At 66.5% G+C, this 13,315-nt stretch carries 11 protein-coding genes; 4 read left to right on the top strand and 7 right to left on the bottom strand.

Annotated elements, in window-relative coordinates; translation table 11 throughout:
• Nucleotides 1-37: 37 nt before the first annotated feature.
• From DES47_RS13145 to DES47_RS13125, 5 genes are all read right to left on the bottom strand, one after another.
• Nucleotides 38-1,129, bottom strand: coding sequence for a DUF3108 domain-containing protein (locus tag DES47_RS13145; RefSeq protein ID WP_133701159.1), 1,092 nt, complete (start codon nucleotides 1,127-1,129; stop codon nucleotides 38-40).
• On the bottom strand, nucleotides 1,114-2,883 hold the full coding sequence (locus DES47_RS13140; protein ID WP_133701158.1) for a M61 family metallopeptidase: 1,770 nt from the start codon (nucleotides 2,881-2,883) through the stop codon (nucleotides 1,114-1,116). Before DES47_RS13140 ends, DES47_RS13145 begins: the two co-directional genes overlap by 16 nt.
• 29 nt (nucleotides 2,884-2,912) lie before the next feature.
• On the bottom strand, nucleotides 2,913-3,407 hold the full coding sequence (locus DES47_RS13135; RefSeq protein ID WP_133701157.1) for a DUF3429 domain-containing protein: 495 nt from the start codon (nucleotides 3,405-3,407) through the stop codon (nucleotides 2,913-2,915).
• Nucleotides 3,408-3,519: 112 nt separating this feature from the next.
• Nucleotides 3,520-4,242 carry a DsbC family protein gene (locus tag DES47_RS13130; protein ID WP_133701156.1) on the bottom strand — a complete coding sequence of 241 codons (723 nt, stop codon included), beginning with the start codon at nucleotides 4,240-4,242 and terminating at the stop codon, nucleotides 3,520-3,522.
• Between the two features lie 23 nt (nucleotides 4,243-4,265).
• Nucleotides 4,266-5,375: an FAD-dependent monooxygenase gene (locus DES47_RS13125; protein WP_133701155.1), complete on the bottom strand. Its 1,110-nt coding sequence runs from the start codon at nucleotides 5,373-5,375 to the stop codon at nucleotides 4,266-4,268.
• Nucleotides 5,376-5,527: 152 nt separating this feature from the next.
• On the opposite strand from DES47_RS13125, the gene ychF reads away from it, so the two are divergent.
• The 4 genes from ychF to rpoH all read left to right on the top strand — a co-directional run bounded on the left by ychF (nucleotide 5,528) and on the right by rpoH (nucleotide 11,701).
• Nucleotides 5,528-6,622, top strand: a complete 1,095-nt coding sequence (gene ychF / locus DES47_RS13120) for a redox-regulated ATPase YchF (protein WP_133701154.1) — start codon at nucleotides 5,528-5,530, stop codon at nucleotides 6,620-6,622.
• Between the two features lie 159 nt (nucleotides 6,623-6,781).
• Nucleotides 6,782-9,970, top strand: coding sequence for an ATP-binding protein (locus DES47_RS13115; RefSeq protein WP_133701153.1), 3,189 nt, complete (start codon nucleotides 6,782-6,784; stop codon nucleotides 9,968-9,970).
• Nucleotides 9,971-10,108: 138 nt separating this feature from the next.
• A complete protein-coding gene (locus DES47_RS13110; protein WP_133701152.1) occupies nucleotides 10,109-10,603 on the top strand; it encodes a chemotaxis protein CheW in 495 nt (164 codons plus the stop codon).
• A gap of 180 nt (nucleotides 10,604-10,783) precedes the next feature.
• Nucleotides 10,784-11,701, top strand: coding sequence for an RNA polymerase sigma factor RpoH (gene rpoH / locus DES47_RS13105; protein WP_133701151.1), 918 nt, complete (start codon nucleotides 10,784-10,786; stop codon nucleotides 11,699-11,701).
• A 70-nt stretch (nucleotides 11,702-11,771) separates the two neighbouring features.
• Here the strand turns inward: rpoH and DES47_RS13100 are convergent, their stop codons facing one another.
• Nucleotides 11,772-12,395, bottom strand: coding sequence for an SCO family protein (locus DES47_RS13100; protein WP_133701150.1), 624 nt, complete (start codon nucleotides 12,393-12,395; stop codon nucleotides 11,772-11,774).
• An 8-nt stretch (nucleotides 12,396-12,403) separates the two neighbouring features.
• Complete coding sequence (gene cyoE / locus DES47_RS13095; protein ID WP_133701149.1) at nucleotides 12,404-13,309, bottom strand: heme o synthase; 906 nt, start codon at nucleotides 13,307-13,309, stop codon at nucleotides 12,404-12,406.
• Between the last annotated feature and the right edge of the window lie 6 nt (nucleotides 13,310-13,315).

The following is a 13,315-nucleotide window of genomic DNA, read 5'->3' as shown; positions in this document are numbered from 1 at the left end:
TCCTGGGTTTTGATGGTTGCAACTATAGGTGCAGAGGCTATGGCGTCGGCGCAGCCTGCTGAGGCGGCGCCTTCAGCATCAGGTCGATGAAGGTGTTGGCATCCTGATGGATGCGCAGCCGCACCGGCAGGTACTGCAGGCGCGGGGCAATCCATACCTCGGCCGTCAGATCGCCGCCACCGGCCTCGCGCTGCGGCTTCAGGTGCCAGGTCTGAAGCGGGCCCATAGGGGTGTGGAGCGTCTCGTCGCCTATCACCTCATAGCGCCAGCGATAGAGCTTGCGCGGCAGGGCCAGCGGCATCTCGACCACACGGCCCAGCTCGAACTGCTCGCGCTGGGTCAGGAACAACCAGGTCAGCTGCACGAACTGGCTGGCCGTGTCCTGCACGCCGGGCTCGGCCGGCTCGCGCTTGCCATTGGCCAGCACCACATCGGCCCCCTGAAACAGCACGCTGACGCGTCGCCGATCACGGAACAGTATCTTGGTGTCTTCGTCATAGCGCAGCGGCCTCAGGCCCTGGGGCGTGAGTTCGCCGTCGCTGGTCATTCGGCGCGAAATCAGCGGCGCGAATGAGGGGCCTACGGCCACATCCAGATTGATCTGGTAGCGCTCGCCCTGGCGTATCCATTCGACCTGCGCGTTGCCGTTGACCTCGCCGCGATAGTTGCCGGTCAGCACATAGCTGAGCTTGGTGCTGGCCGGCCAATCGAAGGGCTCGGCCGCCGCAACCGCGCTGGCCGCCGGCTCGACGGGCACGGTTGGAGCTTCCACCACAGGCTCCGAAGCGGCAGCAACGACCAGCGGCGGCGCTTCGGCCACCGGTTCAGGCGAGGGTTCTGGCGCGGGATCGGGGGCCGAAGCGGGCACAGCCGGCGCCTCCGGCACTCGTGGCCTGGGCTTTGGCACGAGCTTGGCCGGTGGCGCCGGCGGCTCGGCCTGCGCCAGCTCGCGCACATAGGCCACCTGCAGGCGCTTGGGCATCTCGGCCACCGCCTCCCAGTCCAGGCGCATCTCGTCCAGCGCCACGGCCAGCCACAGATGCAGGGCCAGCACGGCCAGCGCACCGAGGGCGAATCCCCAGCGGCGACCTGCCGTGCGCAGTGCGGCCTGTTTCAGCCAGTCAGCCATGCTCGGCGCAGGCCGATCGCGCGGGCGTTGGCCTTCTCGGCCGGGCTGAGTTTGATGGGCACGGCGCAGACCTCTTGGGGCAGCTTCAGCGCCAGGTTCAGCACGCGCTGGTCGCGCGAGACCAGCAGCTCCAGTTGGTCGGGCCGTGCCGCATCAAGGGTCAGCAGCGCATCGTCCAGCCGGCGCAGGCGCCAGCCATTGCAGGCCAGCAGCTCGTCGCCGGCCGACAGGCCCGCCGCCTGCGCGGCCGAGGCGGTCAGCACATGGGTTGCGCGCACGCCGGTCAGCGCCGACTCAGCTACCCGCAGGCCCAGGCGCTGGCTCAGACTGGGCTTGCAGCCCGCACCCCAGCGCACGCCCACCCGCTCCAGCAGCGCCGGCAGCGGCAGGTCGTCGGTGCCATGAATCCAGGCCCGCAGCTCGGTGGCCATCGAGCGGCCGGCCACCTGCTCGACCACCTCGACCACATCCTGTTCGGCAATCGGTCCGCCACCGCTGCGCGACCACAGGCCGCGCATCACGTCGTCCAGGCTGCCCCTTGATTGGTCGTCGGTGCGCAGGCTCAAATCCAGCGCCATCGCCAGCATCGCGCCCTTGGTGTAGTAGCTGATGGTCGAGTTGGGCGTGTTCTCGTCCTGGCGGTAGTACTTGGTCCAGGCATCGAAGCTGGACCGGGCCACGCTCTGCACCTTGCGGCCCGGCGAGTCGAGCACGCCGGTCACGGTGCGCGAGATCAGCTCCAGATAGCGGCGCTCGTCGATCAGGCCCTGACGGACCAGGAACAGATCGTCGTAATAAGAGGTGAAGCCCTCGAAGAACCACAGCAGCTCGGTGTAATTCTCACGCGAGTAGTCGAACGCTATGAAGGCATCGGGCCGCAGCCGCTTGACGTTCCAGGTGTGGAAGTACTCGTGGCTGATCAGGCCCAGCAGCTTGACATAGGCATCGCTGGTCTCTTCCTGCCCGAGCCGCGGCAGGTCGCGACGGTTGGCGATCAAGGCGGTGCTGGCGCGATGCTCCAGGCCGCCATAGCCGTCTTCCACCGCATTGAGCATGAACACATAGCGCTCGAACGGCGCGCGGGCCTTGCCGCGCTTGGCCGTACCATGCCAGAAGGCAATCTCGGCCTCGCAGATTTTCCTGGTGTCGGCCAGCAGGCGCTCGCCATCGAAGCTGGGCAGGGCGCCGGCGATGACGAATTCATGCGGCACGCCTGCAGCGACGAACTCGCCGCGCCAGAAACGACCCAGCTCGAACGGATGATCGACCAGCTCGTCATAGTCGGCCGCCTCATAGCGGCCCTGACCGCGGGCATCCACCTTGGCGGCCTTCATGCCGGTGGCGACCTGCCAGCCGGCGGGCAGGCGGCCGATCTCGATCGCATGCGGCTCGTTTTCGCGGCCCTCTGCCCTCAGGCACATCCCGGTGCCATTGAAAAAGCCGCGCTGGGCGTCCAGAAAGGCGGTGCGCACCGAGTTGTCGAAGGCATAGACCAGGTAGCTGACCACCAGGGCCGTCCGGCCCTTGCAGGCGGCGCGCCAGCGGGTCTTGTCGGCCTGGATCAAGGGCACCTCGACCCCACCCTGCGTCGCCTGCAGGTCGCTGAGATGGCGGGCGAATTCACGCACCAGATAGCTGCCCGGTATCCAGACCGGCAGACTCAGCTCCTGGTCGGCGGCCGGCGCGGGCAGGGTCAGCGTGACGCGGAACTGGTGGGCGTGGAGGTCGGCAATCGCGATGCGATAGGTGATCATCGGCAGCAGGTGTAGTGTTTTTTCGGGGTTCAGCTGCCAGCGGCGGCAACGAAACAGCTCAAGGCGGCGACCGCGCTGAGCCGAAAGCGCAGGGTCAGCCAGGCGGCTGCACCCTGGGCCGGGTAGAGGCGCCGGTCAACCAGATAGCACAGCACCAGCATCACGCCGTGCAACACCAGACCGGCATAGGCCGGCATCACCACCGCCACCCAGGCGGCCAGCGAGGGCACGACGCCCCAGACAAAGGGCACCGGCGAAGGCACTTTCTGACGGAAGGCCAGGCCCCAGTGGATGCCACCCAGGAAGGAGATCACCAGCGCCGCATAGGCCGACAGGGCCAGGCAGACGAAGGCATGTGCCTCCAGATTGCGGTCGCCGATCAGCCACACCAGCAGGGTGCCCAGCACAAAGGGCAGCAGGCCGGCATAGGCCAGGCGCATCGCCACCGGATTGCTGGCCGGCGAGCTGGCGGGGGCCGATCTGTCGCTCGCCTTGTCCAAATCCCCTTTTGGGGCCGCTTGCATCACTGAACGCTCCGATCAAAGACTTGAAACTGAACCGCCGCGCATGGGCCGGCGGGCCAGATTGTCTCTTACCGGAGTGCCGACGGGTGCGCCGGCGCCTTCAAATGGGCGATCAGGAACGCGCGGCTTGCGTCTGCAGGCGCTTTTCCAGCTGTTCGGCGGTCAGGGCGCCAGGCACGCGCTGGCCGTCCTCGAACACGATGGCGGGGGTGCCATTGATGCGGTGCTTACGAATCAGCGCATTGTTGCGCTCGATCGCCGAGTCGTCGCAGGCGCCCGCCACCTTGGGCGGCGCCGTGCCTTCCAGCATCCAGTTGCGCCAGGTGTTCTGCTGCTCCTTGGCACACCAGATGGCACGGCTCTTCTCGGGTGAATCACCGCCCAGGATGGGCACCACAAAGGTGTAGACGGTGATGTCCTTCATCTCCAGCAGTGCGCGCTCGAAGCGCTTGCAATAGCCGCAGTTCGGATCGGCGAACACGGCAATGCGGCGCTTGCCGGTGCCGGCCTTCCAGACGATGGCGTCCTTCAGCGGCAGGCTGGCGAAGTCGATCGCGGTCAGCTTGTTGACACGCTCCTCGGTGAGGTTGCGCTTGCTGCGCAGATCGATCAGATCGCCCTCGATCAGATAGTTGCCCTGGGCATCGGTGTAGCGTATCTCGGTGCCGATGCGGATCTCCCACAGCCCCGCCATCGCGGACTGCTTGACCTCGTCGATCTTGGGCAGGGTCGGCAGGCGCTCGACCAGGTTCTTGCGGATGACCGCCTCTTGCGCCAGGGCGGTGCCCGCCAGCAGCACCAGCGCGGCCATGGCGGTCAATTTACGAATCAGCATGAATGTCCTTAAAACGGGGCGGGTCAGCCTTCCAAGGCGCGGGCTGTCAGCCAGCGCTTGAGCGGCGTCAGTGTATTCACCAGAGTCAGTCCGCGATTGCGAAGTTCCCGCAGCGGGGCCTGATCACTGGCAAAAAGTCGCAACAAGCCATCGGTCATCTGGCCCATGGCCCAGGTCGGGGCCAGGCGCTCACGCTCGTAGCGGCGCAGCAGGCGCTCGTCGCCCAGATCGCGCCAGCCCTCCCGCTCGGCCAACACACGGCTCAGTGCCGCCACATCGGCCAGGCCCAGGTTCAGCCCCTGGCCGGCAAGTGGATGCACGACATGGGCGGCGTCGCCCAGCAGGGCCCAGCCCGGGCCGGTGAACTTCTCGGCCCGCGCCAGGCTCAGCGGCCAGGCCGTGCGCTCGCTGGCCAGGCGCAGCGCGCCGGCCGCGCCGCCGGTGGCGGCATTCAGTTCGGCCTCAAATGCCTCAGGGCTGGCCTGCAACAGCTCAGGCACCCGGTCCTCGGGCATGGACCAGACCAGGCCGAAGGACTGCTCGGGCGCGGGTCGGTTGAACGGCAGCAGGGCCAGCACATCGGGCGACCGGAACCACTGGCGCGCGCAGCCCAGGTGAGGCCGGTCGGCCACCAGGCGCGCGGCGATGGCCGTATGACCATAGGCCTGATTCTTGAACTCCACGCCCAACGAAGCCCGCGTCTGCGAGGCTTTGCCCTCGCACAGGGCCTGCAGCGCGGCCGGCACCGGCTGATCGACGATCTGGATATGGGGGGCAAAGCGCACCGCCGTGGCCAGCTCGGCCTCCAGCGCAGCGGCATCGACGATCCAGGCCAGTTCGCGCACGCCCTGCTGCCACGACGAAAAGTCGAGCTGGGCGCCGGGGCGGTCGCCCTCGATATGCATGTCATAGACCGGCGTGGCGGCGTCGGCCGGCATCGCGTCCCAGACCTTCAGCGCCTGCAGCAGGGCCACCGAGGCCGCATTCAGCGCATAGGCGCGCACGTCTTCACCCACAGGGGCGGCGACCTTGCCCGGCAGCAGCGCAATGCTCAAGCCCTGGCGCGCCAAGGCCAAAGCCAGGCTGCGACCCACACAGCCGGCACCAGACACCATCACGTCGAAGCGTTTCATCCGGCGGATTGTAGGCATGCGCAGAGGGTTTTCCCGCAAGGTCGGAAATGGCCAGCCAGCCAGGCGGCAAGCGCGGGTCGTCCTTGGCGACTAAAATCCCGCCTTTGCCTCCCGCGCCTGCCCCTGGGGCTACGCCACCTAGAAAGTCATCCATGAGCCTGAAATGCGGCATCGTGGGCCTGCCCAATGTGGGCAAGTCCACCCTCTTCAATGCGCTGACCAAAGCCGGCATCGCGGCCGAAAACTATCCCTTCTGCACGATCGAGCCCAATGTCGGCGTGGTCGAACTGCCCGATCCGCGGCTGCAGCAGCTGGCCGACATCGTCAAACCTGAGCGCATCCTGCCGGCCGTGGTCGAGTTCGTGGACATCGCCGGTCTGGTGGCCGGGGCGTCCAAGGGCGAGGGCCTGGGCAATCAGTTCCTGTCGCACATCCGCGAGACCGACGCCATCGTCAATGTGGTGCGCTGCTTCGAGGACGACAACGTCATCCACGTTGCCGGCAAGGTTGACCCGATCTCCGACATCGAGGTGATACAGACCGAGCTGTGCCTGGCCGACATGAGCACGGTCGAGAAGAGCCTGCACCGCTACAACAAGGCGGCGCGCTCGGGCAATGACAAGGAGGCCGCGGCCCTGGTCAAGGTGCTGGAGAAGTGCCAGGCGGCACTGAACGAGGCCAAGCCGGTGCGCTCGATCGACTTCAGCAAGGAGGAGTGGGCGCTGGTCAAGCCGCTGTGCCTGATCACCGCCAAGCCGGCGATGTTCGTCGGCAACGTCGATGAGGGCGGTTTCGAGAACAATCCCTTCCTCGACAAGCTGCGCGCCTATGCCGAGCAGCAAAAGGCACCCGTGGTGGCGATCTGCGCCAAGACCGAGGCCGAGCTGTCGGAGATGGAAGAGGACGATCGCACGATGTTCCTGGCCGAGATGGGCCAGAGCGAGCCCGGCCTGAACCGCCTGATCCGCGCCGCCTTCAAGCTGCTGGGCCTGCATACATACTTCACCGCTGGCGTCAAGGAAGTGCGCGCCTGGACCATACACATCGGCGACACCGGCCCGCAGGCGGCCGGCGTGATCCACACCGACTTCGAGCGCGGCTACATCCGTGCCCAGACCATCGCCTTCGAGGACTTCATCGCCTTCAACGGTGAGCAGGGAGCCAAGGACGCCGGCAAGATGCGCGCCGAGGGCAAGGAGTATGTCGTCAAGGACGGCGATGTGCTGAACTTCCTGTTCAACGTGTAAGCGGGCGTTGCCCGGCGGGCCGGTGGCTCCACCTGCCCGCAATAAGCGTGTAGGCTTAGCGACAACGCGCTCGTCCGAGACGGCCCGTCAATACTTGACCCCGTGGGTTCCGGAGTTGATGCGACCGGCGGCACTGCAGCGCACTCTACAGTGAGCTCAATGTCTCGTTACCTAGGTCTCGCTCCTGCCTGGCTGCTGCAGTCTGCAGGCGTCGCCCTGGCTTATGTGCTGGTGGCGGTGCTTGCGCTTGAGCTGACGATTGCGCCCAACTACGCCTCGCCGCTCTACCCTTCCGCCGGCATCGCCTTGGCCGCACTGCTGTGCTACGGCTATCGCATGGCGCCCGCGGTGGCGCTGGGCAGCTTTGTGGCCAATGTGCTTCTCAGTGCCGACCGCGGCCAGCTCAATCTGCTGGGTCCGGCGCTGATCGGCATTGGCGCGGCGCTGCAGGCCATCGCCGGCGCAGCCCTGGTACGGCGCTGCGTGGGCACCCCGGTCTCGCTCGAGGGGCCGCGCGAGTTGCTGCGCTTCAATCTGCTGGGAGCCCTGCTGGCCTGCACCGTCAGCCCGACCGTGGGCGTGCTCTCGCTGCGCCTGGCCGGCATGATGGAGCCCGACCAGACGGTGCTGAACTGGCTGACCTGGTGGGTCGGCGATGCTTTGGGCGTGCTGATAGGCGCGCCGGTGGCGCTGACGCTGATCGGTCAGCCGCGCTCGGCCTGGGCGCCGCGCCGCCTCAGCGTGGGTCTGACCATGGTGGTGGCGACGCTGTTCATGTCATTGGGCATCAGCCAGGTCGGCCGCTGGGACGAGCAGCGGGCGCGCAGCGTGTTCGAGCGCGACGCCTTGGGCGTGACCAACGCGCTGATCTCGGCGCTGCAGGAGCCGCTGCGCGCATTGGAGGCCACCCGCGGCGTGATGGTCGTGGCGCCGCAGCTGCCGGCCAGTGATTTCCGCCGCGCCAGCGAGGTCTGGCTGCTGCCAGGCGATGGTCTGCTGGCCCTGGGCTGGGCCGCGCGGGTGGCACTGCCGGCGGTGGCCGACTTCGAGGCCACGGTGCGCACGGCCGATGGCGCGGACTATCAAATCAAAGACCGGGCGGACGGCGATGCCGAGGCGCTGGCCCAGGACGGCCACAAGCTGGCGATACGCCACATCAGCCCGGCCGCGCGCAACAGCGGGGCGCGTGGCATCAATGTGCTGTCGGTGCCCGCGGCGCGGGAGGCGGCGCTGCGCTCGCAGCGCATCGACGCGCCGGCCGCCTCGGCGGGCTTTCGCCTGTCCCAGGACCCGCAAAGTGGCGACAGCAGCGGGGTCGGCGTGGTCGTCTACCACGCGGTCTATGCCGGGCCGGCGCAAACGGTGACCGAGCGCATGGAGGCGATGCGCGGCGCGGTGTTCGCCACCGTCCGGGCCGACACCCTGCTCAAGAGCATTGCCAGCAACGTGCCCGACTATCTCCAGGTCTGCCTGGTCGACACCGACCCGCTGGCCCGCTACCGGCGACTCGCCGGGCCTGAGGGTTGCGAGCAACTGCACCAGACCAGCTTCATGAAGGTCCACGCGCTGCCTTTTGCCGGCCGGCAATGGGACATCCGAACCTATGTTGTCGGCGGCCACCTGCCGGCGCCGGTGGTGCTGGGCACCTGGCTGTTCGCCGGCGTGGGCCTGCTGGCGATCTCGCTGCTGGGCGCGCTGCTGCTGACGGTGACCGGCCGCGCCCATCGCATCGAGGTGGCCGTGCATGAGCGCACGGCCGAGTTGCAGCAGGAGATGCAGGAGCGCGAGCGCACCGCCAGCGCACTGCGAGCCAGCGAGCAGCGCTTTCGCAATATCTTCGAGAACGTGCCTATCGGCATCATCTTCACCGACCTGCGGGGCTACACCAAGGAGTCCAATCCGCGCATCCGTCGCATGATCGGCTACGAGGAGGCGGAGATGTCGTCCATGGTGGCGCTGGAGTTCACCCATCCGGACGACCGCGAAGAAGACATCCGCCTCAGCCGCCAGCTGGTGCTGGGCGAGATACCGATGTACCGGCGGCGCAAGCGCTATGTCGCGAAGGACGGCAGCGAGGTCACGGTGCAGGTGCTGGTCTCCTTGCTGCACGACGAGACCGGCAAGCCCTATCGCATCGTGGGCGTCGTCGAGGACATCAGCGAGCACCTGAAGCTGCATGAGCTGGAGCGGGCCCGCGAGGCTGCCGAGGCCGCCAACCAGGCCAAGAGCGACTTCCTGTCGCGCATGAGCCATGAGCTGCGCACGCCGCTGAACGCCATGCTGGGCTTCACCCAGTTGCTGGAGATGGACCGCGAGCACCCGCTCAGCCAACGCCAGCAGGGCTGGATGATGCAAGTACAGCAGGCCGGCTGGCACTTGCTGGAGATGATCAATGACACGCTGGACCTGTCACGCATCGAGTCGGGCGCGATCAAGCTGACGGTCGAGTCGCTGTCGCTGCCCGACCTGCTGACCTGGGCGCTGGCGATGGTGCACAACGACGCAGAGCAGCGCGGCCTGTCCGTCACCCAGGCCCTGCATCCGGATGCCGCACTGGTGCTGGCCGATGCCACCCGGCTCAAGCAGGTGCTGACCAATCTGCTGAGCAACGCCGTCAAGTACAACATCGAGCATGGGCGCATCCATATCGCCACACGGGTGCTGGGGCCGGACTATCTGGAGCTGGCCGTCACCGACACCGGCCTGGGCATGAGCGAGCAGCAGCTGGCCGCGATGTTCGAGCCCTTCAACCGCCTGGGCCGAGAGCACAGCGCCACCGAGGGCACCGGCATCGGCCTGGTGATCTGCAAACGCCTGGTCGAACTGATGGGCGGCACCTTGAAGGTGCGTAGCACCAAGGACGAAGGGTCGTCCTTCATCGTCACCCTGCCACGCGCCGTCGAGCCCTCCGGCGTGCGGCCGGTGCGCGACACGGCACCCGGCCTGCCGCCCGAGTACCGCAAGCGCATGGTCCACTACATCGAGGACAACGAAACCAACGCCGAGGTGATGCGCGGCATACTGGCCCAGCGACCGCAGGTCGAGCTGCTGGTGTCCATGACCGGTCAGGCCGGCATCGCCGCAGCGCGGGCCCACCCGCCGCATGTGATCCTGCTGGACATGCACCTGCCCGACATGAATGGCATGGACGTACTGAACCAGCTCCGAAAGCACCATGAAACCGCAGACACGCCGGTGGTGGTGGTTTCGGCCGACGCCCTGCCCCTGCACATGGAGGCGGCCTATCAGCAGGGCGTCTATCGCTACCTGACCAAGCCTGTCAATGTGCCCGAACTGCTATGCGTGCTCGACGAGCTGCTGGACGTGATGGAGACGCGCTTCGGCTGAGCGTCCACTCAATCCGGATATCCGAGAAATTTCGCACTTTCCGGGCGCTGGGCAAGGCCCGGAGCATGCGCAAAATACAGAGCCCGGCTTTGCAGCCGCCTGCCACACCCATTCCTGTCGATTTGATTGCGCCCCACCATGAGCTCCACCGATATTGCCCTGCGCGGCCAAACCGAACTCAGCACGACCCAGAGCCCGGCCACCCGCCAGTACCTGAGCTTCCGCCTGGGAGCCGAGGAGTACGGCATCGACATCCTTAGGGTTCAGGAGATCCGCTCCTACGAGGCACCCACCCGGGTGGCCTATGCGCCGGACTTCATGAAGGGCGTGGTCAATCTGCGCGGCGCCATCGTGCCGATCATCGATCTGCGCCTGTGCATGGGCGGCCAGGCGGAGTACGACAGCTCCACGGTGGTGATCGTCCTCAATGTGCGAAGCCGGGTGATGGGTGTGGTCGTCGATTCCGTGTCCGACGTGCTCGAGCTCGATCCGGCAAGTATCAAGCCCGCCCCAGAGGTCAGCTCATCGATGGACACCCGCTTCATCACCGGCATCAGCCGGGTCGGCGAACGTATGCTGATACTGATGGATATCCAAGGCCTGATGAGCAGCGAGCAGATGGGCCTGGCCTGAGGCCCCGGCAGGCATCGCGCGACTGATCTGGCGCAAGCTTGCGCTCCAAAGTTAGCAGACACTGCCTTTTGAGCCCTTAAATTCCGGTCAACCCCGGAATAGCCCCAGCGTTTAGCACTCGTCCGCCACGAGTGCTAATATGTGTGGAACCAAAGGAGCTTGGAGGTATCTGAGATGTCCATGAACAACACCGCTGCCCTCACCGTACGCAACAGCTGGGCCCCCGTGCCCTCGCTGGGCAATCTCGACGCCTATATCTCGGCCGTCAACCGCATGCCCATGCTGACCGCCGAAGAGGAAGTCTCGTTCGCACGCAAGCTGCAGGAGCAGGGCGATGTCGATTCCGCCGGAAAGCTGGTGCTCTCGCACCTGCGTCTGGTCGTGTCGATCTCCCGCCAATACCTGGGCTATGGCCTGCCCCACGGCGACCTGATCCAGGAAGGCAATGTCGGCCTGATGAAGGCCGTCAAGCGCTTCGACCCGAACCAGGGCGTGCGCCTGGTCAGCTACGCGATGCACTGGATCAAGGCCGAGATCCATGAATACATCCTGAAAAACTGGCGCATGGTCAAGGTGGCCACCACCAAGGCCCAGCGCAAGCTGTTCTTCAATCTGCGCTCGATGAAGCAGAGCCTGAAGGAAGACGCGGCCGATGTGGACACCCACCGCAACACCTTGACCGAGCAGGAGGTCGACCTCGTCGCCAGCCGCCTCAACGTCAAGCGTGAGGAGGTGCTGGAGATGGAGACGCGCATGTCCGGCGGCGATGTGGCGCTGGAGCCGCAGACCGACGACGACGGCGAGTCCTATGCTCCGATCGCCTACCTGGCCGATGACAGCCAGGAGCCGACCCGCGTGATCGAGGCACACCGCCGCGACGTGCTGGCCAGCGACGGCATCGCGCTGGCGCTGGATGCGCTGGACGACCGCAGCCGTCGCATCGTCGAGGAGCGCTGGCTGAAGGTCAATGACGACTCGTCGGGCGGCATGACCCTGCACGAGCTGGCGGCCGAGTACGGCGTCAGCGCCGAGCGCATCCGCCAGATCGAGGTGGCGGCGATGAAGAAGATGCGCAAGGCGTTGGTCGAACTGGCCTGAACCAGCGGCCGCGCGACAAAGCAAAAGAGCTCCCTCGGGAGCTCTTTTTTCGTCCGGACCTCGCGCGCCCTCAGGTCTTCTCGGCCAGCAGGATCTTCAGATCGTCGGCCAGCACCTGGGCGCCGGCACCGTAGCGCGAGAACACGCGCACCTTGCCCTGGGCATCGAACAGGAAGCTGGCAGCCGTGTGGTCCATGGTGTAGCTCTCCGGCGTCTTGCCGGGCACCTTGGCGAAGAAGACCTTGAACTCCTTGGCCACGGCCGCGGTCTGGTCGGGCGTGCCGCGCAGGGCCACAAAGCCAGGGTCGAAATTGGCCACATAGGCCTTCAGCAGCTCGGCGGTGTCGCGCTCGGGGTCAATCGTCACGAACACGCCCTGCACCCGCTCGCCGTCGGCGCCCAGTGCCTTCTTCACCTGGGCCAACTCGGCCAACGTGGTCGGGCAGACATCGGGGCATTGGGTGTAGCCGAAGAACACCACCACCACCTTGCCCTTGAAGTCACCCAGCGTGCGCGGCTGGCCCATCTGATCGCTCAGATTGAGCGTGCGCGCGTACTCGGCGCCGGTGATGTCCACGCCCTTGAACACCGGCTTGTTGCCGGCGCCGCCCAGGCCCAGCCTGTCGCAAGCAGCCAGGCCGGGCAGCAAAGCCATCAACAAGGCGGCCTGCAAAATCTTGCGTCTGAGGTTCATGCGGGCTTTCAGTTGATCAGATAGTGGTCCAGCAGCAGCGCGGCAAACAGCAGCGACAGATGCCAGATGGAGAACCAGAAGGTCTTGCGCGCCAGCGCGTCCGAGTAGTTGCGCCAAAGCGCGAAGGCGTGAGCACAAAAGCCCAGGCCCAGCACCAGCGCGCTGACCAGATAGAGCCAGCCGCTCATGCCGGTCATGAAGGGCAGCAGGGTGGCGGCCAGCAGTATCAGCGTGTACAGGAAGACATGCAGGCGGGTGAACTCCGAGCCGTGGGTGACCGGCAGCATCGGCAGGCCGGCCTTGCGATAGTCCTCGGTGCGGTACAGGGCCAGGGCCCAGAAATGCGGCGGTGTCCACAGAAAGATGATGAGGCACAGCAGCAGGGCCTCGTAGCCCACATCGCCGCGCAGCGCGGCCCAACCCAGCACCGGAGGCATCGCACCCGAGGCGCCGCCGATGACGATGTTCTGCGGCGTCATCGGCTTCAGGATCACCGTGTAGATGACCGCATAGCCGATGAAGGTGGCGAAGGTCAGCCACATCGTCAGCGCATTCACCCAGATCAGCAGGATGGCCATGCCCAGGCTGCACAACACGGCCGAGAACAGCAGCGCCTGCATCTGGCTCAGCTGGCCCTTGGCGGTGGCGCGCCAGGCGGTGCGCTTCATCTTCGCGTCGATCTGCTGCTCGACCAGGCAGTTGAAGGCCGCCGCGGCACCGGCCACCAGCCAGATGCCCACGGTGGCGGCCAGGGCCACGCCAAACTCCGCCGCGCTGGGCACACCCGGCACGGCCAGGGCCATGCCGATCACCGCGCAGAACACGATCAGCTGCACCACGCGCGGCTTGGTCAGTTCGTAGTACTGGCGGAAGCGCGAGGCCGTGGTCTGGGGAGGCAGGGTGGTCGAGGACATGAGGAG

Source organism: Roseateles toxinivorans, from assembly GCF_004362525.1.
Taxonomy (GTDB): Bacteria; Pseudomonadota; Gammaproteobacteria; order Burkholderiales; family Burkholderiaceae_C; genus Paucibacter; species Paucibacter toxinivorans.
This window is presented reverse-complemented; position numbering and strand designations above follow the sequence as displayed.

Excerpts from the sequence above, each read along its gene's own strand:
- DES47_RS13145 (WP_133701159.1), bottom strand. The coding sequence starts at position 1,129 with ATGGCTGACTGGCTGAAACAGGCCGCACTGCGCACGGCAGGTCGCCGC.
- DES47_RS13140 (WP_133701158.1), bottom strand. The coding sequence starts at position 2,883 with ATGATCACCTATCGCATCGCGATTGCCGACCTCCACGCCCACCAGTTC.
- DES47_RS13135 (WP_133701157.1), bottom strand. The coding sequence starts at position 3,407 with ATGCAAGCGGCCCCAAAAGGGGATTTGGACAAGGCGAGCGACAGATCG.
- DES47_RS13130 (WP_133701156.1), bottom strand. The coding sequence starts at position 4,242 with ATGCTGATTCGTAAATTGACCGCCATGGCCGCGCTGGTGCTGCTGGCG.
- DES47_RS13125 (WP_133701155.1), bottom strand. The coding sequence starts at position 5,375 with ATGAAACGCTTCGACGTGATGGTGTCTGGTGCCGGCTGTGTGGGTCGC.
- ychF (WP_133701154.1), top strand. The coding sequence starts at position 5,528 with ATGAGCCTGAAATGCGGCATCGTGGGCCTGCCCAATGTGGGCAAGTCC.
- DES47_RS13115 (WP_133701153.1), top strand. The coding sequence starts at position 6,782 with ATGTCTCGTTACCTAGGTCTCGCTCCTGCCTGGCTGCTGCAGTCTGCA.
- DES47_RS13110 (WP_133701152.1), top strand. The coding sequence starts at position 10,109 with ATGAGCTCCACCGATATTGCCCTGCGCGGCCAAACCGAACTCAGCACG.
- rpoH (WP_133701151.1), top strand. The coding sequence starts at position 10,784 with ATGAACAACACCGCTGCCCTCACCGTACGCAACAGCTGGGCCCCCGTG.
- DES47_RS13100 (WP_133701150.1), bottom strand. The coding sequence starts at position 12,395 with ATGAACCTCAGACGCAAGATTTTGCAGGCCGCCTTGTTGATGGCTTTG.
- cyoE (WP_133701149.1), bottom strand. The coding sequence starts at position 13,309 with ATGTCCTCGACCACCCTGCCTCCCCAGACCACGGCCTCGCGCTTCCGC.